This is a genomic window from Streptomyces sp. NPDC046870 (assembly GCF_040704595.1).
GTDB classification, from domain to species: Bacteria; Actinomycetota; Actinomycetes; order Streptomycetales; family Streptomycetaceae; genus Streptomyces; species Streptomyces argyrophylli.
The window spans coordinates 66,611-85,803 of record NZ_JBEYXM010000026.1; the positions used below are offsets into that span (position 1 = coordinate 66,611).

A 19,193-nucleotide genomic window follows, 5' to 3' on the forward strand; every position below is an offset into this window, starting at 1 on the left:
CGGCGCCCCGGGTACCCGTACGCCGCCGGACCCATCACCCGCGGAATCTCTGAATCCGCTTCCGCCGGATGGGTACCTGACCAGTCCGGTGCAGCATGCGGCGCCGGCCCGATGATCCTGAACCAACTCACCGCCTGGAGGAGCCATGGCGGGTATCACCCCACCTGACCTGCAGAAAGCCCTGTCGGGCGCGGATTACCCGGCCACTTCCGACCAGCTTCGGAAGGTCGCCGAGAACAACCACGCGCCCAAGGAGATCACCGAACGGATCTCCCACCTCGGGAAGAAGGAGTTCGAGAACCCCGCCGAGGTCAGCAAGGCCGTCTTCCAGAACGAGTGACGGCGACCGGACACGGGTGCGCGGCGGCCGGAGACTTCTCCTCCGGCCGCCGCGCGCCGTCGCTGTGCCCACGCGGCCGGTGCGCGACCAGCGACGGCGCGACGCCCGCGCCCGACCCCGCACAACGGCTCGTCTCCGTCACGCCCCCCTTCGCCTTCACGACACGACGACCCGGCCTGAAGTGACATCCATCACAGGCGGGTCGTCGACTAGGCGGGACGGATAGTAGCCGGGGCTCCCGCGACATATGGGATTTGTCCGGCTTGCCGTGGGCATGCGCGATGGACCGAGCGATGGCGCGCGCACCGCTCGACGCGTCGCCGCATCCCCCGTCGACTGTGCGCTTCTGACGGCCCGACAGCGCCGCGCAAACGTCGCGGTCGCGAAGTCGGCATCTCTCGGCCCGTCTGACAAGGGCCGCTTCAGCCTACGAGACACGATAGTAGAAGGGCCCTTTGCACTCGGTGTGACGCCGTCTTGAGAATGAGCGCTCCGCGATCACCGAGTGAGGTTGACGTATGGGCCAGCACCGCAAGACCAAGCACTACCGGCGAATAGTCGTCACTGCCGCCGCCATCGGCGCCGTGGGCGTGCCATCCGTCGCCCTGGCCTGTTCCGAGTGGCCGTCCGGCACGGACGGCCCGGCGCAGACCACCGCGACGAGCGCACCCGTGCGGCAGTGGCAGAGCGCGTCCGGAGATCACGACAGCAACGTGTACGCCACCGGAGCGCCGCAGACCACAGCCCCGGAGACCAGCGCGCCGTCCGCGGCCCGGGCCACGGCGCGTGCGAAGACCCGGCCGAGCACGCCCTGGCACGCCAAGAAGCACGCGCCGCCGCACAAGAAGAAGGTCTCGGCCCACAAGATCTGGCGGACCGCCGCGCCCAGCGCTCCCGCCGCCCCCGCGGCGACCGCCCCCGCTCCCGCCGCGACCCCGACCGCCCCCGCTTCCGCGGCCCCCGCCGCCCCGAGCAGCCCCGCGCCCACCGCCACGGCGTCCGGCGTCACCGCGGAGATCGTGCGGCTCGTGAACGCCGAGCGCGCCAAGGCCGGTTGCCAGCCCCTGACCCCCAACTCGACGCTGACCAAGGCCGCGCAGGCCCACAGCGACGACATGGCGGCCCACCGGAACATGTCGCACACCGGCTCCGACGGCTCGTCCCCGGGCGACCGCATCACGCGAGCCGGGTACACCTGGAGCAGCTACGGCGAGAACGTCGCCTACGGCTACAGCACGGCGCAGCAGGTCATGGACGGCTGGATGTCCAGCCCGGGGCACCGGGCCAACATCCTCAACTGCGGCTTCAAGGAGATCGGCGTCGGTCTCGCGCAGCCCGGCAGCTACTGGACCCAGGACTTCGGCACCTCCCGCTGACCGTCGGCCCGCCGGTCCCGGCCCGCTGACCGTCGGCGGCCGGCGTGCCGAGGCCGGCGCCAGGGGAGACCGGGCGGCACACCCCGGGGCTCAGAGCCTGGCGCCGAATGCCTGGGTCCACCAGGGGCCGCCCGAGCCGTCGTGGACGCCCACGCCGATGTTCTTGAACGCGCAGTTGAGGATGTTGGCGCGGTGGCCCGGACTGTTCATCCAGGAGTCCATCACCGCCTGCGGGGTCTGCTGGCCCTTCGCGATGTTCTCTCCGTACGTGGACCAGCGGTAGCCCGCCGCGGTGATGCGCTCGCCGGGGCCGGCTCCGTCCGGATCGGTGTGGTCGAAGAAGCCGCGGGCGGCCATGTCGTCGGAGTGGCCCTGGGCGGCCTTGTCCAGTTGGGGGTCCTCGGTGACCGGGCCGCAGCCGGCGGCCGCGCGCTCCTTGTTCACGAGCGCGACCACCTGGGCCACCGTGCCGGCGGGCGCCGGCTGTGCCTGCGGGGCACGGGAGGCACGCGGAGTCGAGGGCGCGGCCGGCTCGGCCCGGGGCGTGATGCTCTCCCGCGTGGGACGGGGGCTCTTGGAGGCACCCGGCTTCTTCTTCTTCGCGGATGGGGAGGGGGACGGCGACGCGGACGCCGAGGGCGACGGGGAGGTCGCGACGGCGCTGGGTTCCGCGGGTTCCGCGAGGTCCACGGCGGGGGCACCGGGGGTCTGCGCGGCGGTCGCCTGCCTGGTGTCCGCCGGTCCGGAACCGGTACCGAAGTACCAGATGCCGCCGCCCGCCACACAGGCGGCCACCACGGCGCCCCCGACGGCCCGGCGCCGGGCCCGCCGCCGTCGCCGCGCCTCGCCGCGCCCGCTCGTACGACGACGGGAGGCCCCCCGGAGTCCGACCGGGGCGGCGGGGTCGCTGCCGCCGACGCCCCCTCCGCTGCCGCCGGCGTCCGCCTGGACCGCACCCGGCTCCGACCCGGTGGCGGTGGGGTGGTCCGGCCCTGTGGGTCCGTGACCGGATTCCGAGGGCCCGCCGGCGGAGCCAAAGGCTCCGCAATCCGGCGGCCCGAAGGCCCCGTGACCCGAGGCAACTGCCCCGTGGTCCGGCCCGAAGGCACCCTGGTCCGGCCCCAGGGCGCCATGCCCCGCCCCGGCGGTGCCGTCACCCGATCCCGTCGCCCCCTCAGCCCATCCGGCCGCGCCCCCGTCCGACCCGGTGGTGCCGTGACCCGGCCCGCCGGCACCCGCGTTCGTGCCCAGCCCCCCGTGGGCCGGCTGGGAGGCGGCCGCGGTGGGCGCGGTCAGGGTGGCCGTCGCCGAGCGCGTCGTCGCGAGGAGCGTCGACGACACCGCGACCAGCGCCAGTCCGGCCAGCAGCCCCTCCGCCGGCAGCAGGCCGCTCCACAGACCGCCGCAGCGCGTGCACGCGCGGGCGTGCCGGGCTATTCGCTTGCGCCACAGGGCGGAGGGCAGACCGTCCCAGGAGGCCAGCACGGCGCGCAGTTCCTCGCAGGCGGGCCGCGTGTCCAGCGCCCGTACCACCACCCGGGCCGCCTCCAGCCGCGCCTTCATCCGCTGCACCCGTACCGCCGTGTGCTGCGGGGACACCTCGAGGGCGGCGGCGACCTCCGCCCGGGTCAGCTCACCGGCGCACTCCAGCCACCACAGCGAGAGCACCTCCCGGTCGTCCGGCTCCAGCCAGCGCGTGGCCCGCGCGGTCTCCTGGCGCTGGCCGGACAACTGGAGGCGGACGATGGTCAGGCCGACGAAGTCGGCGCCGGGGTCGGCGACGTCGCCGCTCTCCTCCACGGCGTCCGGGGCGAGCCGGCGGTCATGCCAGTGCGCCCGGACCCGGTTCATCGCGATGGCCACGATCCAGGAGCGGAAGCTCTCCGGGTTCCGCAGGTCGCCGAGCGAGCCGAGGGCCCGGAGCATGGTCTCCTGGACCACGTCGTCGACGTCGACGGAACCGTTCAGGGCGCGCCCCACGATGTTGTACACCAGCGGCAGGTAGGCGCTGACCAGGGCGTCCTGGGCCGCCGGGTCCCCCGCTCGGGCGGCGTTCACCAGTGCCGCCGGATCCACCGTGTGCTGTGTCCTCATCAGAGCTTCCCTGTCCTCGACGCCGAACGATGCTGTCCGTTACCCGGGAGACCACTCGGTGCGGTGCCGATAACAGTTCTTCGGAGAATCGTTCGACGGGAGACTCACAGGAGCGGCGCTGCGGCCGCAAGGGAGGAGATCACATCGCGGCGGACCCCGGCCCGGTCCACGCTTCCTGAGCGTCGGTCAGTTCGTTCGCGCGGTCGACCTCCGCCATGTGCTCCTCGGCCCAGTTCCGGACGGCGGCGAGCACGGTCTCGAGGGACAGTCCGAGTTCGGTGAGCCGGTAGTGCACGCCGGGCGGCACGGTGGGTTCCACCCTGCGTGCGACCAGACCGTCCCGCACCAGGTTCCGCAGGGTCACGGACAGCATCTTCTGGGAGACGCCGGGCATCCGGCGCAGCAGTTCGGCGAAGCGCACCTCCCCCGGTGCCGCCTCCGCCAGCACCTTCACCGCCATCGACGTCCATTTCGTACCGATGCGGTCGAGCAGTCGACGGGTCGGGCACGCGGGATCGAACAGGTCGCCGCGCGGGGCGGTCGCGTCAGGGTCCGGCCGTCCTGCTGCTGCACGGCTTCCCGCACACCTGGCGGCTGTGGTCCGGGGTCATCGGCCCGCTGGCCCGCCGGCACCGGGTGATCGCGCCGGACCTGCGGGGGTTCGGCGACAGCGAGCGACCCACCGGCGGATACGACGCAGGGACGCTCGCCGCCGACGCCGCGGGCCTGCTGGAGGCGCTCGGCGCCGGTCCGGCCGCCGTGGTCGGCATCGACCTGGGCACGCCGCCCGCCTTCCTGCTGGCCATGCGGCGGCCCGGACTGGTACGGCGGCTGGTGGTGATGGAGTCGGTGCTGGGCGACCTGCCGGGCGCCGAGGATTTCCTCGCCGGCGGTCCGCCCTGGTGGTTCGGCTTCCACGCGGAGCCCGGCCTGGCGGAGACCGTGCTCGCCGGGCACGAGGAGGCGTACATCGGCTGGTTCCTGGACCGCGGCACGCTCGGCCGGGGCGTGCCGCCGGACGTCCGGGCGGAGTTCGTCCGCGCGTACACCGGTACCGGGGCGCTGCGTGCCGCGTTCGGCGCGTACCGGGCGCTCCCCGCCGGCGCGCGGCAGATCCGGGAGGCCGTGGCCGGCGCACGCCTCACCGTGCCCGCGCTGACGATCGGCGCCCACCCGGTGGGCCGCGCGCTGGAACGGCAACTGCGGCCGTACGCCGACCGGGTGGCCGGACACGTGATCCCGGACTGCGGCCACATCATCCCGCTGGACCGCCCGGACGCGCTGCTGGGCCTGTTGGAACCGTTCCTCGGCGCGGACGAGGGGCCCTACGGCCGGCCGGCCGGCGAGAGCGGGCTCAGGAGGGGCGCGTCGCCGACACCGCCGTCACCGTGACCTTGTTGTCGCACTCGGCGATCTCGCCGTCCACGAGGGCGACTTGGTGCTTCCCGGCGCCGGGCAGGCCGACCACCAGCGTCGGGAAGACGGCGGGCGTGGCGCCGGAGACGCAGTACCCGTCCGCCTCGCCCTGCACCTGGACGAAGGTCAGCTTCACCCAGGCCGTGCCGCCCGGCGCGACCCGCACCGGGGCCGCGACCCCCGTGCGGGTCACGTGCAGCGGGAGGTTGCGGTCCGGTGAGCCGTTGCCGGCCACGGCCACCGTCGGGTGGCCCCGCACCACGCACGCCCGCCCGGAGACGTTGGTGAACTGGACGACAGCCGCCCCGGTGCCCGTGCCCGGGGGCCGGTGGGCGGCCCGGTACGCGGCGGCCTCCAGCGACTCGGGTGTGCAGGCCGGCGCCCTCGAAGCGGGGGCCGTGCCGGTCGGGGCCGCCTCCGCCGAGGCGGCGCCCGCCGTCCGGGCGGCCGCCGGTGACAGGGTCGCGGCGACGGCGGCCAGAGCCGCCGCGGTGACGCGGGTGCTGTGTCGGTCGCGCATGGCATGTCCCCGGTTGTCCTCGGTACGCGGTCGGGGCGTCCGCCGGGGCCCCGTGCCCACCGGTGAGAACGCGGCGCCGGGCTCGTCGGCACGGACGGACGCCGGACACCGGGTTCCCCCCTGTGTCGCGGGTGACACCTGTGGCATGAGTGCACGGGCAGCGCACGGACAGTCAGGGCACGCACGGAAAGTCACGGGGTACGCGGAAACCGGAGGAGGTACACGGACGGCTCAGGAGGTACACGGAAGGCCGGACGCGGGACCGGCGCCGGACGGGCGCGGACGGGCGTGGGCCGGCTCCGGCGGCGTGGCGTCCGCCGGGCCGGCGCGGTCCGCGGTGAGATGGCGCCCGGCAGCAACCGGCTGGGAGGCGGTGGGCGGATATGACGGTGAACCGTGTCGGCCTGGTCGTGCACGGCGGACGCCCCGAGGCGGATACCGCCGCGCGGGCCGTGCGCGCGTGGTGCGACGAGCACGCGGTGGGATGCGTGGACATCGACGTGTGGCAGGAGGGCGCGCGGCACAGCGCCCGCGAGGAGGTCGACAGTGCGGGCGACCCCGACCTGATCGTCACCCTGGGCGGTGACGGCACGTTCCTGCGCGGGGCGCGGCTCGCGGCCGAGAACGACGCCCTGGTGCTCGGTGTCGACCTCGGCCGGGTCGGCTTCCTCACGGAGGTCCCCGCCACGGCGGTGCGGGAGGCGCTGGACGCGGTACAGGAGGAGCGGATCAACGTCGAGAGCCGGATGCTCCTGACCATGCGGGCGTCGTGCCGGCTGGAGGTGCCGGCGCAGATGGAGACGCTGCTGCGGTACGGGCGGGGGCCGCTGCTGCCCCCGCCGCAGGTGCGCGGGGAGTGCGAGGCGGGCGACGACTGGGGTGTCGCCCTGCACGTCACCGCGCTGAACGACGTGGTCCTGGAGAAGCTGGCCCGGGACCGGCAGGTGTCGGTCGGGGTCTATCTGGCGGGCCGGCTGCTCGCCTCCTACTCGGCCGACGCCCTGCTGGTGGCCACGCCCACCGGGTCCACGGCCTACAGCTTCGCGGCGGGCGGTCCGGTGGTGTCACCGCGGGCGGACGCGCTGGTGTTCACCCCGGTCGCACCGCACATGGTGTTCAACCGGTCGGTGGTGGCCGCACCGGACGAGCCCATCGCGCTGCGGGTGCTGGAACGGTCGGGCCAGGCCGCGGTCAGCATCGACGGCCAGTTGCGCGGGGTGCTGAGCCCCGGCGACTGGATCGGCGTGTACGCCGCCCCACGCCGGCTCAAGGCGGTCCGGCTCGGTCCGATGGACTTCTACGGGCGGCTGCGTCAGCGCATGAACCTCACCGACGCGCCGGCCGCGCTCGCCGACGGGAAGGCCGCTCCGCTGTGGCCGGTGACGAGTCCGCGGCCGGGCGATCTGGCCCACCTGGCCCTGCCTCCGGCCCCTGGGGACACACCCCGGCTGTCCTGAGACATGACCCGGACGGATGGCCGTGCGCACCACGGGGTGCTGCGGCGCGTCCGGGTGCCCCGTGGTCGTGTATTCCGTAGCGTGAACGGGGGCAGGCCCCGCCGGAACAAGGAGATGTCCGATGTCGACAGTCGAGCTGAACACCAACGTCGGCCGGATCGTGCTGGAACTGAACGACGCCGAGGCGCCCAGGACCGTCGAGAACTTCCTGTCGTACGTGCGGGCCGGCCACTACGATGGCACGATCTTCCACCGGGTGATCAACGGCTTCATGATCCAGGGCGGCGGCTTCACTCCGGACATGGACCAGAAGCCCACCCGGGCGCCCGTTCAGAACGAGGCCGACAACGGACTGAAGAACGACAACTACACCGTGGCGATGGCGCGGACGAACGACCCGCATTCCGCGACGGCGCAGTTCTTCATCAACGTGTCGGACAACGCCTTCCTCGACTACTCGGCGAAGAGCCCGGCAGGATGGGGCTACGCGGTGTTCGGCAAGGTCACCGAGGGCCGGGACGTCGTCGACTCCATCAAGGCGGTGAAGACGGGCAGCCGCCACGGCCACCAGGACGTCCCCACCGAACCCGTGGTCATCGAGTCCGCCAAGGTACTCGGCTGACGCACACCCGCCGCGGGGCGGCGCCGGCCCACCGGTACCGCCCCGCGCCCCTCGGTGCCTACGGCCGCGGGATCAGGACACCGCTCCGCCGCCGGGACCGAGCCGCCGCAGCGTCGCCTCGATCCGGGCCACCACGGCCTGCTGCTGCGGCGTCAGGTAGAAGTGGCCGCCGGGGTACACGTGCAGCTCGAACGGGCCGTCGGTCTCCTGGTCCCAGGCCCGGGCCTCCTCGGGGGTCACGCGGGGGTCGGCGTCGCCGGTCAGCACGACGAAGGGGCAGTGCAGCCGCGGTCCGGGGGCGCGCCGGTAGGTCTCCACCGCGCGGTAGTCGGCCCGCAGCGCGGGCAGGATCATCTCCAGCAGCTCCTTGTCCTCGAACAGGGCGGTGTCGGTGCCGTCGAGCCTGCCGACCTCCTCGATCAGCCGTGCGTCGCCGCCCTCGTGGACGGTCTCGGTCCGGTGCAGGGACGGGCCCCGGCGGCCGGAGAGGAAGACCACCGCGGGAGGCCGCCCGGCCGCCTCCAGCAGCCGGGCCAGCTCGAAGCCGACCAGGGCGCCCATGCTGTGCCCGAACAGCGCCAGAGGCGTGCCGTCCCCCTCGCCCAGCGCGCGGAACACCCCTTCGGCGAGTTCCTGCACGGACCGCGCCGGGGTTTCCGCGAGGCGGTCCTGCCGGCCGGGGTACTGCGCCGCGAGCACGTCGACCGCGGGCGACAGCGCCTTGGAGACGGGGAAGTAGAAGCTCGCGGAGCCGCCGGCGTGCGGCAGGCAGAGCAGCCTGGGCGCGCCCGGTGCCGCCTGGTGGAAGCTGCGCAGCCACAACCGGTGTGCCGCGCCGTACCGGTCGGTCATGTATCCCCCTCGGTGGAACGGAAGCTGGTGCCGTCCTCGGCCTCTCCATCCGATCACGAGCGATCACGGTTGACCCGCCACATCCACCTCCTTAGACTCCCGTTCCAGAGATGGACAGTGAGTCTACGGAGGATGGCATGGTCGAGGGGGGCGCGCACGGGGACGGCGCGGACGGGGACGGCGCGGACGAACACCTCATCCGGGAGGCCGAGAAGATCGCCGTCGCGCTCGGCCGCATGTTCCCCGGCCTGTGCGAGGTGGTGCTGCACGACCTGAGGCGTCCGGACCACGCGGTCCGCGTGATCGAGAACAACCTGTCGGGCCGTCAGGTGGGTGACTCCGCGACCGAGCTGGGCCTGGCCCGCATCGCCGATCCGCGGTACCCCAGCGTCATCCAGAACTATCCCAACCAGTTCCCGGACGGCCGGCCGGCGAAGAGCACCTCCATCGGGATCAAGAACGCGGCCGGCGAGTACATCGCGGCACTGTGCCTGAACCTGGACGTGTCCGTCCTGTCCCCGGTCACCCTGGCCTTGTCCAACCTGGTGGCCACGGACACCGAGCACCGCGACCGGCCCCTGGAGTCCCTGCGGGACCGTACCGCGCGCGAGCTGCGCCAGGCGGTGGAGGCCCGGGCCGCCGAGCGCGCCGCCGCGCCCCGCTCGCTGAGCCGGGAGGACAAGAAGGCCCTCGTACGGCAGCTGCAGCGGGACGGCTACTTCGGCTCGCGCGACGCCGCCCAGACCATCGCGGACCTGCTGGGCGTGTCCCGGGCCACGGTCTACAACTACGCGAAGTGAGAGGTCACCCGCCCATGACGACCGGGTCCGTCCCCGCTCCGTCCGCCCTCGCCGGGCCCTTCCCCGCCGCCAGGAGCCTGGCGGACCCCGACACCCCGTTCGCCGTGGTCGACGTGCACCGGGTGCGGCGCAACGCCGCCCGTCTGCGGGCGCGGGCGGACCGCCTCGGGGTCGCCCTGCGCCCTCATGTGAAGACCGCCAAGAGCCTGGACGCCGCCGCCCTCCTGCACGACGGCGCCCCCGGCCCCGTCACGGTCTCCACGCTCGCCGAGGCCGAGGCGTTCGCCGGCGCCGGTTGTCGCAACATCACCTACGCCGTCGGCATCGAACCGCACAAACTCCCGCGCGTCGTCGCCCTGTCGCGCCGCGGTGTCACCCTGCGCGTCCTGCTGGACAGCACCGAGCAGGCGACGTTCGTCGCCGCCGCCGCGCGGGAGGCCGGCATCGTCCTCCCCGCCCAGATCGAGATCGACTGCGACGGCCACCGCGGCGGCCTCAGGCCCGATGCCCCGGAGCTCACCGGCATCGCCGGCATCCTGCACGACGCGGGCTGTCTGGACGGCGTACTGACCCACGCGGGCGAGTCGTACTTCTGCTACACCGCCGAGGAACGGCGCGAGGCGGCGCGGAACGAACGCGATGCCGCGGTCGCCGCGGCCGAACGGCTCCGCGCGGCGGGTCTGCCCGTGCGGACCGTCAGCGTGGGCTCCACTCCCACCGCTCACGCCGCCGAGGACCTGACCGGAGTCACCGAACTCCGCGCCGGCAACTACGTCTTCTTCGACCTGGTGATGGCCGGGCTCGGCGTCTGCGACCTGGACGACCTCGCCCTGTCGGTCGTGGTCACCGTGATCGGCCACCGTCCCGAGTACGGCTGGATCGTCACCGACGGCGGCTGGATGGCCATGTCCCGGGACCGCGGCACCGCCGTCCAGCCACAGGACCAGGGCTACGGCCTGGTGACCGACCTGTCCGGCACGCCGGTCCCGGGCCTGGTCATGACGGCCGCCAGCCAGGAACACGGCACCCTCACCGCCCGCGACGGCGCCGCCCTGCCCGACCTGCCCATCGGCACCCGTCTGCGCGTCCTGCCCAACCACGCCTGCGCCACCGCCGCCCAGCACCAGGGCTACCACGTCGTCGACGGCTCCGGTGGCACACCGGCGCGCGCGCCCGGCATCGAGGCGTACTGGCCGCGCGTCACCGGCTGGTGACCCCGCCCGCCGCCGGTCCGTCCGCCCCGCACGTCTCCCCCCTCCCCCCGCCCGTCAAGGACACTCCGAGGACGCCCATGGCCGCCGCCGTTCCGCCCGTCACGTTCGCCGATGTCCGCGAGGCCGCCGCCCGCCTCGAAGGCATCGCCCACCGCACCCCGGTGCTCACCTCCCGCACGCTGAACTCCCTGGTCGGGGCGGAGGTGTTCATCAAGGCGGAGAACTTCCAGCGGATCGGCGCCTTCAAGTTCCGCGGCGCCTACAACGCCGCCGCCCAGCTGCCCCCGGACCAGTTGGCCAAGGGCGTCGCGGCCTACTCCTCCGGCAACCACGCCCAGGCCGTCGCACTGGCCGCCCGGGAACTGGGCACCACCGCCGTCATCCTGATGCCCGAGGACGCCCCCCGCTCCAAGAGGGAGGCGACCGCCGGATACGGGGCGGAGGTCGTCACCTACGACCGCTACACCCAGGACCGCACAGCGCTCGGCCACGCCCTGGCCGAGGACCGCGGTCTCGCCCTGATCCCGCCCTACGACCACCCCCACGTCATCGCCGGACAGGGCACCGCCGCACTGGAACTCCTGGAGGAAACCGGCCCGTTGGACGCCCTCCTCGTGCCCGTGGGCGGTGGCGGTCTCATCGCCGGCAGCGCCACCGCCGCCAAGGCGCTGCACCCGGGCACGCGCGTCATCGGCGTCGAGCCGGAGGCCGGTGACGACACCAAACGCTCCCTGGAGGCCGGCACGCGGGTCACCGTCCCGGTCCCGCGCACCATCGCCGACGGACAGGCCCTGGCCACCCCGGGCGAGATCACCTTCCCCCTCAACCAGCGCCTGGTCGACGCCATCGCCCTCGTCAGCGACGCCGAGATCGTCACCGCGATGCGCTTCGCCTTCGAACGTCTGAAGATCGTCCTGGAGCCGAGCGGCGCGACGCCCCTGGCCGCCCTGCTGGCCGGACGCCTCGACGGCCCACCCCCGCGGATCGGCGTCATCGCGTCCGGCGGCAACATCGACGTGGACCGCTTCACCACGCTCACGGGACGGCCGGTCCGAGGCTGACGCGGGGGCACAGCCGGGCATCCGGGGCGGCTCCCGGACATCCAGGGCCGTCACCGAGTCGCCGGGTCCGACCGCGCGCGGACCGCCGGGCGCCCGCGTGCCCGTGACGACGGCGGAGAGCAGACCGGCCGGCACGGCCCCCGCCCGGTGGGTCCGGCCGCCTCCCGGACCCAGCTCACGCCTCCCCCCAGTCCCAGGTGTCGAAGTACTCGGCGACGCCCGTGCGGCGGGCCCTCGTCACGGCGTCCAGACGAGCGAAGTCCTGGGCCGGCATCAGCGGTCGCCACGCCTCCAGCGGCAGCACGCGGAACTCGTCGTGCTCCTCCGGGTCGAGAGTGATGCCCTGGATCTGCGCGTCGCTGAGGCGGCCACCGTCGAAGACCAGGCCCATGGTGCTGTACGGCCACTCCTGCCCGGGCAGTCCGTAGACCGCGGCCAGCAGCCGTGGCGGGCCGGAGACCGTGATGCCGGTTTCCTCCTGGCACTCCCGCACAGCCGTCTCCCAGGGCCGCTCACCGGGCTCCATCGTGCCGCCGGCCATCTGCCACGGATGGGCGGGGCTGTACAGGGAACGGAGCTGGACGGGCCGGTCCCGCTCGTCGGTGAAGTGGACGCAGGCGAATCCGGTGGCCTTCATCAACTGCTCGGCGTACTGCTCGGGCGGGAGCCAGACACGGCTCACGGCGTCTCCTCTCCCCCGGTCCGCGACGGCTGGTCGTCCGGGTGCGTCGCCGGGTTCAACGACCGGTCCGCGATATCGAACACACGTGTTTCGGACGGACCGCGAACCGCCGTACGGAGCGGGTCCCGGAACATGTGGGGTGCACGGACCCTTGTCCGGCAAGGGACGCGCCGGGGACCGGGTTGGCCGAAACGCCGCTGTCGCCCGGCGGCGGGCCGGCCGCCGCCGCGCCCCCTGTGTCGTGGCCTTCCGCCCGGGTACCCGGCACCCGCTGGACGTCCTGAAGAGAGCAAGAGAGCGACAGAGTCGGAGGCCGGAACCATGCCTGCGCCGGCACGATCCGCCGCGGCGGATCCCCGAGAGCGCCGTCGTGCCACCGCCCGCTCCGCACGTGCGCGGAGCAGGGTGCCCGAGACCGGGGACGAACCCGATCTGCTGGGCCAGTACCTGGCCCAGATCGCCGCGACCCCACTGTTCACCGCCGAGGACGAGGTGCGGCTGGCCCGGCGCATCGAGGCGGGTGTGCACGCCACAGGGGAACTGGAACGGGCCGACGCCGGCGGGCGCGGCCCCGCCCCGCACCGGCGCCGGGAGCTGGAGGCCGCGGTACGGGAGGGCCTGCACGCCAAGGACCACATGATCCGGGCGAACCTGCGGCTCGTGGTGTCGATCGCCAAGCGGCACGCCCACCGCGGCGTCCCCCTGCTCGACGTGATCCAGGAGGGCAACCTCGGACTCATCCGGGCCGTGGAGAAGTTCGACCACACCAAGGGCTTCAAGTTCTCCACGTACGCCACCTGGTGGATCCGCCAGGCGATACAACGGGGCCTGGCCCAGCACGCCCGCACCGTGCGGCTGCCCATGCACGTCGTGGAGGAGCTGCAGAAGCTCGCGAAGGCCGAACGGCGGCTGTACCTGCGCCTCGGTCACGAGCCGACGGACGACGAGGTCGCCCGGGAGAGCGGATTCGGCGAGGAGCGGGTCGCCTGGCTGCGCCGTGTCGGGCGGCACACCCTCAGTCTCGACACGCCCGTGGACGACACCGGCGAGACCGTGGTCGGCGATCTCATCCCCGCCGCCGACGTGCTCCAGGCTCCGGAGGTGGCCGAGTACCGGGCGCTCGCCGAGGAGCTGAGGGACGCGCTGGGCACGCTGGCACCCCGTGACTCCATGATCCTCAGTCTGCGGTACGGGCTGCACGACGGGCAGCCCCGCACCCTGCAGCAGGTCGCCGACCAGGTGGGACTCACCCGGGAGCGGGTCCGCCAGCTGGAGAAGGAGTCCCTCGGCCGGCTGCGGGCACCGGAGGCGGGCGAGCGCCTGCTGGCGTGGGCCGGCTGACGGTTCAGCCCTCGGCGCGGGCCACGAGCAGGGCCACGTCGTCGTCGCCCCCCGGGGTCCGTAGCCTCTCCAGGACGCTGTCGCAGGTCTGTGCGAGATCCTGGCCGGCCGTCGCGGTCAGGGCCTCGAGGAGGGTGCCGAGACGCGCGTCGATGGGGTCGCAGCGGGTTTCGACCAGTCCATCGGTGTAGAGCGCGAGCTGGTCGCCGGGGCGGAAGTCGAACGCCGTCGTCTCGAAGTCCGTGCCGCCGACGCCCAGCGGCACACCGGACGGGAGGTCGAGGAGCTGTGCCGGCCGGCCCGCCGGGACGAGGGCCGGGGGCAGATGACCGGCGAGGCTGATGCGGCACTGGCCCCGCTCGGGGTCGTACCGGCAGTAGGCGCAGGTGGCGATGGTGTGCTCGACGTCCTCGGTGAGGCGGTCGAGCTGCTGGAGCACTTCCGCGGGGTCGAGGTCGAGCCCGGCGAACGCGCGGGTGGCGCTGCGCAGTTGCCCCATGCTGGCGGCGGCGTTGATGCCGCTGCCCATCACGTCCCCGACGACCAGCGCGGTCCTGTCCCCCTGGAGGTGCATGGCGTCGAACCAGTCGCCGCCGATCTCGCTGACGGCTCCGGCCGGCAGGTAGCGGCAGGCGATCGTCAGGCCGGGCAGGCGCGCCGGCAGCTGCGGGAGCAGACGGCGCTGGAGGGTGAGGGCGGTGTCGCGCGCGCTCTGGTACCAGCGTGCGTTGTCGATGCAGGTCGCGGCGCGGCCGGCCAGCTCGCAGGCGAGCAGCGTGTCGTCCTCGTCGAAGGGCGCGGGGGTGCTCACACGCGCGAGGCTGAGCGCTCCCAGGACCTCTCCGCGGGCCAGCAACGGCACGGCGAGGTAGGAGTGCACCCCGGTGGTCTCCAGCAGGAAGGCGGCCTCACTGGTGCGGGCGATCCGCCGCAGGTCCTGCCGGGTGGTCTCGGCCACCCGTACGGGCCGGCGGGTGCGCACGCACCGGGTGAGCAGGCGGTCACTGTCGTAGGCGGCGATCCTCCCGGTCGGTTCGGCCGTGTGCACGGCTTCGGAGGCATGGACCCCCGCGGTGGCCACGGCCCGGAAGCGGGCGGGACCGGTGAGGGACGGGGCGCGCCCGCGCAGGACGCTGTCGAGGACGTGCACGGAGGCGATGTCCGCCAGGTCCGGGACGACGACCCGGGCCAGCTCGTGCGCCGTCTGCTCCACGTCGAGGGTCGTACCGATGGAGGCGGAGGCGTTCGCGATCAGGGCCAGCCGGTTCCGGGCCCGGCTCACGTCGACGGCCGCCTCGTGCCGCTCGGTGATGTCGATGACGGACGTGACCACGCCGAGCACCCGGCCCGAGGCGTCCTCCAGCCGGTGGTACGACGCCGACCAGGCGTGCTCACGGTGCGGGTCGGCTGCGGGGCGGCCGGCGACGTGCTGGTCGGTCACCGGCTCCCCGGTTTCCAGGACGTGGCGCAGACAGTTCTCGATGGCCTCGGCGTCCAGGAAGGTCAGGACGTCGCGGACCCGCCGGCCGACCTGTTCGGCGGCGGAGAGGCCGTGCATGCGTTCGAGGGCGGGGTTCACGGTCAGGTAGCGCAGGTCGGTGTCGAGGATGGCAAGGCCGATCGGGGACTGGGTGACCAGGCGTGCCGAGAGGGCGACGCCCCGCTCCACCCGCGCCACGGTCGCCTGGTCCACGGCCAGGCCCAGGGCGTAGGTGTCGCCGAGGTCGTCGAGCAGGCGCATGTTGCGGAACTCCACCAGCCGCGTGCTGCCGTCCTTGTGCCGGATCGGGAAGGCCCCCGCCCAGTCGGTGCCGGACTCCATGACCTCGGCGAAGAGCGTGATGACCTCGTCCCAGTGCTCCTCGTGGACCAGCAGGCGCGCCGCGAACCGGCCCAGCGCCTCGTCCGCGGTGTAACCGAAGAGCTCCTCCGCCTGGGGACTCCAGAAGACCACGCGCCCGTTCGTGTCCAGCACCACCGCGGCGACGCTGAGCAGGTCGAGCAGGCTGGTGGGCGACGAGCCGGCACCGGCCAGGGGCTGGCCCCGGCCAGGGCGGGAGACGTCCGTTTCACCCATACGCCGCTTCTCCTCTGCCAGTCGGTCGGAGCGCGCGCCGTGGCCCGCGGGAGCCGCCGGGTGGGAGGCGGCGGCCGGGCACCGGCCGTCACACCGGGGCGCGGCCGGCCACGTCTCCCCCGGGGTCGTCGGCCAGCGTCACGGACGCGGTGATCCGCTTGCCGACCGGTTCCCGGTGCGCCTCGAAGCCCTGGCACACGGCCATCACGATCTCAAGCCCATGCTGCCCCACCCGGCCCGGATCGGCGGCCTTGGCGACGGGCAGCACCGGCGCGGTGTCCCAGACCGTGATCCCGACGCCGCCCCCCGACAGCTCCAGATCGACCAGGCACGGCCCGGGCGCGTGTTTGCAAGCGTTGGTGACCAGCTCGCTGACCACCAGCTGGACCACGCCCATCACCCGCTCCGACACCGGCAGGCCGTAGTCGTCCTGCACCCGGCTCAGGAAGGCGCGCGCCAGCTCACGGGCCGCCGCGATGTCGGCGGGGCTGCCCTCGTACGCGGCCGAGGCCATGACGGGTCCCGCTCGGTCCGTCCGCCGATCCCCGTTCCGGGCGACCTCGTCCATGCCAACCGCCCTCTGCCTGAGCGCCTGCTCCCTACCTTGCGTGTACCCAGAAAAGGCCGGTATCCGGCCTTGCCGGGGACGGCGAAGGCACGGGCGGGCCGGTGCGGGCCCCGCCGTCCGGTGTGACCACCGACGGCTCGGTGGTCAAGCGGCCCCCGGGCGGGCATCATGCGGGGACGTGGCGGGCGGGCGGCGGGGGGCCGATGGTCGGCGGGGTACGGCGGGACGGGGACGGCGGCGCGGCGGTGGCGCACGGCTGCGGGAGCCGGCCGAAGCGCTCCAGGAGGCTCACCGGCTGTCGTACGCGGCGGGCCTCGTGCCCGGGATGCGCGGCCTGCGTCAGGGGCGGGCACGCGTCGTCCGGCCGCGGCGGGCGGGAGCGGGCGAAGGCGTCGCAGCGCCCGCGGCGGGCGGATCGGAGCGGGCCGGCGGGCGACCTGATGGCCCTGCGGGCCGGCCGGCTGTGCCCAGAACACGTTCACCACGGGCGGCCCTCGCCCATCGGGGCGACCCGGCGCCCGTGCCGACGGGTTGGGCAGGCGTACCGCCGCCCAGCCGACCGACAAGGATCACCTCGGGAGGACTCAGTGGACCGCAAGCCCCGACGCACCGCTCCGCGCCTGCTGGCCGCCGCCGTGCTCGCCGCCACCGCCGCGCTCGGCGCCACGCCGCCCGGCGCGGCCGCGGCGGACGGTGTGCCCGGCGCGGAACCGGCCGCCGACCGTGTGCCGTTGCGCGTGGCCACGTACAACATCCATGCCGGGGCCGGGCAGGACGGCGTCTTCGACCTCGACCGCACGGCGGCGGCGATCCGGGACCTGGACGCCGACGTGATCGGCCTGGAGGAGGTGGACGTGCACTGGGGTGCCCGCAGCGGCTTCACGGACGAGGCCCGGGAGCTGGCCGGAAGGCTGGGGATGCGGGTCTTCTTCGCGCCGATCTACGACCTGCCGCCGGCCGCGCCCGGCGGGCGACGGCGGCAGTACGGCGTCGCGATCCTGAGCCGCGGTCCGGTGCGGGGTGCGTGGAACCACGAGATCACCCGGCTGTCCACCCAGACTCCCGACCCGGTGCCGGCCCCCGCGCCGGGCTTCGCCGAGGTGGCGGTCAGGGTCCGGGGCATCCTGGTGCACGTGTACGCGACCCACCTGGACTACCGCACGGACCCCTCGGTCCGGCGCGCCCAGGTCGACGACATGCTGGGCGTCCTGGCCGCGGACCGCGGCCCGAAGGTGCTCCTCGGCGACTTCAACGCCGAGCCGGACGCCCCTGAACTGGCCCGGCTGTGGGGCCCCTTGGCCGACGCGGCGCCGGGCGGCGGCAAGACCTACCCGGCGGTGGACCCGGTCAGGCGCATCGATCTCGTGACGGTCTCGCCGGACGTCGCCGTCACGGGCACGCACGAGTCGGACACCACGGCCTCCGACCACCGCCCGGTGGTCGCCGATCTCCTGCTGCACCGCCGGGGCCGCTGACCGCGCCGCGAACGGTCTAGCGTGCCGCCCGCACCTCATGGTCACCGTGGCGCCGTGCCCCGCGCGTCACGGCGAGCAGCACGAGCGCGGCGGCCTGGATCGCGGTGACCACCGTGATCAGAAGCGGGATGGAGTAGCCGTACAGGGCCCCGGTCAGCGCGCCGCCCGCCAGGGTCGCGCCGCCCACCACCCCGGCGAAGACGCCGTACGCCGTCGCCCGGCGCGGCGAGGGCACCAGGTCCGCGACGGTCGCCCGCAACGTGGACTCCTGGATGCCCGTCGCCGCGCCCCACACCAGCACACCGGCCACGGCGGGCGCGACGGTGCGCGTGAATCCCAGTGCCGGCACCGCGGCGGCCAGCACGGGCAGGACCGCCAGCACCCGCGGGCCGGTCCGGTCGTACAGCCAGCCGGTGGCCAGGGCGGCCACCGCGTCCACGGCCATCGCCGCCGCGTACAGCACCGGCACCCACGCCGTCGTCATCAGGTGCTGTCGGACGAGGTGGTACGAGAGCACGCCGAAGGTGGTGAAGCCGGCCGTCGTGACGGCGGTGAACGCCGCGTACGTCCAGAAGGCGGCGGGCAGACGGCCAGGGGGCGGAGCGCCGTCCGGCGCCGGGTCACCCGGCGGGGCCGTCGCCTGACGCTCGTACGCCTCCGGGTCCGGTACCCGTGCCCGGAGCCGGAACAGGAGCACCAGCACCGCGGCGCCGGGCATGGCGAGCACCCCGAGCGCGGGGCCGTAGGCGTCCCCGCTCAGCGCGAGCACGCCCGCCACGGTCAGCGGACCGATCAGCGCGCCCACCTGGTCCATCGCCTCGTGGACGGCGAACCCCCGGCCGCGTCCGGTCGCGGCCGTGGCGTGCGAGAGGAGGGTGTCCTTCGCCGGGGAGCGCACCGCTTTGCCCACCCGTTCGGCGATCACCAGGGCGCAGGCGACCCACAACACGCCGGCCACGCCCAGCGGGGGCACGGACAGCACGGTCAGGGCGTAGCCGCCGATCGACAGGCCCCAGAAGCGGCGCGTGCGGTCGGCCAGCGGTCCGGACACCAGGCGCAGACCCAGCGCCGCCGCCTCACCGGCGCCGGTGACCACACCGACGACCAGGGAGGAGGCGCCGAGGGACGCCAGCAGCGGGCCGGTGACCGAGCGGGCCCCTTCGTACACGAAGTCGGCGAGGAGGCTGACCACGCCGAACCACACGATGAAGTGCCACGGCCCCATCCCGACCGGCCGCCCGGCTTCCGGCCCCTCGGTCCGCGCTGCCCGCACGCCCGCACCACCTCCGCGACTGCCC

At 74.3% G+C, this 19,193-nt stretch carries 18 protein-coding genes; 10 read left to right on the forward strand and 8 right to left on the reverse strand.

Going from position 1 to position 19,193, the window contains the following annotated elements; genetic code table 11:
- Positions 1-145: 145 nt before the first annotated feature.
- Both AB0946_RS34950 and AB0946_RS34955 read left to right on the forward strand, forming a co-directional pair.
- On the forward strand, positions 146-340 hold the full coding sequence (locus AB0946_RS34950; protein ID WP_366752867.1) for a DUF2795 domain-containing protein: 195 nt from the start codon (positions 146-148) through the stop codon (positions 338-340).
- A gap of 518 nt (positions 341-858) precedes the next feature.
- Entirely contained in the window at positions 859-1,716 is an 858-nt protein-coding gene (locus AB0946_RS34955) for a CAP domain-containing protein (RefSeq protein WP_366764716.1), read from the forward strand.
- Positions 1,717-1,806: 90 nt separating this feature from the next.
- Here AB0946_RS34955 and AB0946_RS34960 read toward each other — a convergent pair whose 3' ends face one another.
- On the reverse strand, positions 1,807-3,810 hold the full coding sequence (locus AB0946_RS34960; protein WP_366764717.1) for a sigma-70 family RNA polymerase sigma factor: 2,004 nt from the start codon (positions 3,808-3,810) through the stop codon (positions 1,807-1,809).
- A 139-nt stretch (positions 3,811-3,949) separates the two neighbouring features.
- Entirely contained in the window at positions 3,950-4,333 is a 384-nt protein-coding gene (locus AB0946_RS34965) for a helix-turn-helix domain-containing protein (protein ID WP_366764762.1), read from the reverse strand.
- Here AB0946_RS34965 and AB0946_RS34970 point away from each other — a divergent pair.
- Positions 4,240-5,202 carry an alpha/beta hydrolase gene (locus AB0946_RS34970; RefSeq protein ID WP_366764718.1) on the forward strand — a complete coding sequence of 321 codons (963 nt, stop codon included), beginning with the start codon at positions 4,240-4,242 and terminating at the stop codon, positions 5,200-5,202. The genes AB0946_RS34965 and AB0946_RS34970 overlap by 94 nt on opposite strands.
- Here the strand turns inward: AB0946_RS34970 and AB0946_RS34975 are convergent.
- Entirely contained in the window at positions 5,165-5,746 is a 582-nt protein-coding gene (locus tag AB0946_RS34975; RefSeq protein ID WP_366764719.1) for a DUF4232 domain-containing protein, read from the reverse strand. The two genes, AB0946_RS34970 and AB0946_RS34975, sit on opposite strands and share 38 nt — an antisense overlap.
- Positions 5,747-6,129: 383 nt before the next feature.
- On the opposite strand from AB0946_RS34975, the gene AB0946_RS34980 reads away from it, so the two are divergent.
- Both AB0946_RS34980 and AB0946_RS34985 read left to right on the forward strand, forming a co-directional pair.
- Positions 6,130-7,203, forward strand: coding sequence for an NAD(+)/NADH kinase (locus AB0946_RS34980; protein ID WP_366764720.1), 1,074 nt, complete (start codon positions 6,130-6,132; stop codon positions 7,201-7,203).
- Positions 7,204-7,324: 121 nt separating this feature from the next.
- Positions 7,325-7,825 (forward strand): peptidylprolyl isomerase, encoded by a 501-nt coding sequence (locus AB0946_RS34985; RefSeq protein WP_366764721.1) that lies wholly within the window; start codon positions 7,325-7,327, stop codon positions 7,823-7,825.
- A 72-nt stretch (positions 7,826-7,897) separates the two neighbouring features.
- On the opposite strand, the gene AB0946_RS34990 is transcribed toward AB0946_RS34985, so the two are convergent.
- On the reverse strand, positions 7,898-8,677 hold the full coding sequence (locus AB0946_RS34990; RefSeq protein ID WP_366764722.1) for an alpha/beta fold hydrolase: 780 nt from the start codon (positions 8,675-8,677) through the stop codon (positions 7,898-7,900).
- A gap of 137 nt (positions 8,678-8,814) precedes the next feature.
- Here AB0946_RS34990 and AB0946_RS34995 point away from each other — a divergent pair, with 137 nt between their 5' ends.
- The 3 genes from AB0946_RS34995 to AB0946_RS35005 all read left to right on the forward strand — a co-directional run bounded on the left by AB0946_RS34995 (position 8,815) and on the right by AB0946_RS35005 (position 11,752).
- Positions 8,815-9,477, forward strand: coding sequence for a PAS domain-containing protein (locus AB0946_RS34995; protein WP_366764763.1), 663 nt, complete (start codon positions 8,815-8,817; stop codon positions 9,475-9,477).
- Between the two features lie 14 nt (positions 9,478-9,491).
- Entirely contained in the window at positions 9,492-10,691 is a 1,200-nt protein-coding gene (locus AB0946_RS35000; protein WP_366764723.1) for an alanine racemase, read from the forward strand.
- A gap of 77 nt (positions 10,692-10,768) precedes the next feature.
- Entirely contained in the window at positions 10,769-11,752 is a 984-nt protein-coding gene (locus AB0946_RS35005) for a threo-3-hydroxy-L-aspartate ammonia-lyase (protein WP_366764724.1), read from the forward strand.
- A 175-nt stretch (positions 11,753-11,927) separates the two neighbouring features.
- Here AB0946_RS35005 and AB0946_RS35010 read toward each other — a convergent pair whose 3' ends face one another.
- Positions 11,928-12,434, reverse strand: coding sequence for an NUDIX hydrolase (locus tag AB0946_RS35010; protein ID WP_366764725.1), 507 nt, complete (start codon positions 12,432-12,434; stop codon positions 11,928-11,930).
- Between the two features lie 321 nt (positions 12,435-12,755).
- Between AB0946_RS35010 and AB0946_RS35015 the strand changes: the two genes are divergently transcribed.
- Positions 12,756-13,775 (forward strand): sigma-70 family RNA polymerase sigma factor, encoded by a 1,020-nt coding sequence (locus tag AB0946_RS35015; RefSeq protein WP_366764726.1) that lies wholly within the window; start codon positions 12,756-12,758, stop codon positions 13,773-13,775.
- Between the two features lie 4 nt (positions 13,776-13,779).
- On the opposite strand, the gene AB0946_RS35020 is transcribed toward AB0946_RS35015, so the two are convergent.
- Both AB0946_RS35020 and AB0946_RS35025 read right to left on the reverse strand, forming a co-directional pair.
- Positions 13,780-15,852 carry a SpoIIE family protein phosphatase gene (locus tag AB0946_RS35020; protein WP_366764727.1) on the reverse strand — a complete coding sequence of 691 codons (2,073 nt, stop codon included), beginning with the start codon at positions 15,850-15,852 and terminating at the stop codon, positions 13,780-13,782.
- An 88-nt stretch (positions 15,853-15,940) separates the two neighbouring features.
- Positions 15,941-16,366, reverse strand: coding sequence for an ATP-binding protein (locus AB0946_RS35025; protein ID WP_366764728.1), 426 nt, complete (start codon positions 16,364-16,366; stop codon positions 15,941-15,943).
- 641 nt (positions 16,367-17,007) lie between these two features.
- Here AB0946_RS35025 and AB0946_RS35030 point away from each other — a divergent pair.
- Entirely contained in the window at positions 17,008-17,895 is an 888-nt protein-coding gene (locus AB0946_RS35030) for an endonuclease/exonuclease/phosphatase family protein (protein ID WP_366764729.1), read from the forward strand.
- Between the two features lie 16 nt (positions 17,896-17,911).
- On the opposite strand, the gene AB0946_RS35035 is transcribed toward AB0946_RS35030, so the two are convergent.
- A complete protein-coding gene (locus AB0946_RS35035; protein WP_366764730.1) occupies positions 17,912-19,168 on the reverse strand; it encodes an MFS transporter in 1,257 nt (418 codons plus the stop codon).
- Positions 19,169-19,193 lie beyond the last annotated feature (25 nt).

What these genes read in the sequence shown, in the direction of transcription:
- AB0946_RS34980 (WP_366764720.1), top strand. Translation starts at nt 6,130, where the DNA reads ATGACGGTGAACCGTGTCGGCCTGGTCGTGCACGGCGGACGCCCCGAG.
- AB0946_RS34985 (WP_366764721.1), top strand. Translation starts at nt 7,325, where the DNA reads ATGTCGACAGTCGAGCTGAACACCAACGTCGGCCGGATCGTGCTGGAA.
- AB0946_RS34995 (WP_366764763.1), top strand. Translation starts at nt 8,815, where the DNA reads ATGGTCGAGGGGGGCGCGCACGGGGACGGCGCGGACGGGGACGGCGCG.
- AB0946_RS34955 (WP_366764716.1), top strand. Translation starts at nt 859, where the DNA reads ATGGGCCAGCACCGCAAGACCAAGCACTACCGGCGAATAGTCGTCACT.
- AB0946_RS34950 (WP_366752867.1), top strand. Translation starts at nt 146, where the DNA reads ATGGCGGGTATCACCCCACCTGACCTGCAGAAAGCCCTGTCGGGCGCG.
- AB0946_RS35025 (WP_366764728.1), bottom strand. Translation starts at nt 16,366, where the DNA reads ATGGCCTCGGCCGCGTACGAGGGCAGCCCCGCCGACATCGCGGCGGCC.
- AB0946_RS35000 (WP_366764723.1), top strand. Translation starts at nt 9,492, where the DNA reads ATGACGACCGGGTCCGTCCCCGCTCCGTCCGCCCTCGCCGGGCCCTTC.
- AB0946_RS34975 (WP_366764719.1), bottom strand. Translation starts at nt 5,746, where the DNA reads ATGCGCGACCGACACAGCACCCGCGTCACCGCGGCGGCTCTGGCCGCC.
- AB0946_RS34990 (WP_366764722.1), bottom strand. Translation starts at nt 8,677, where the DNA reads ATGACCGACCGGTACGGCGCGGCACACCGGTTGTGGCTGCGCAGCTTC.
- AB0946_RS35015 (WP_366764726.1), top strand. Translation starts at nt 12,756, where the DNA reads ATGCCTGCGCCGGCACGATCCGCCGCGGCGGATCCCCGAGAGCGCCGT.
- AB0946_RS35005 (WP_366764724.1), top strand. Translation starts at nt 10,769, where the DNA reads ATGGCCGCCGCCGTTCCGCCCGTCACGTTCGCCGATGTCCGCGAGGCC.
- AB0946_RS34960 (WP_366764717.1), bottom strand. Translation starts at nt 3,810, where the DNA reads ATGAGGACACAGCACACGGTGGATCCGGCGGCACTGGTGAACGCCGCC.
- AB0946_RS35020 (WP_366764727.1), bottom strand. Translation starts at nt 15,852, where the DNA reads ATGGGTGAAACGGACGTCTCCCGCCCTGGCCGGGGCCAGCCCCTGGCC.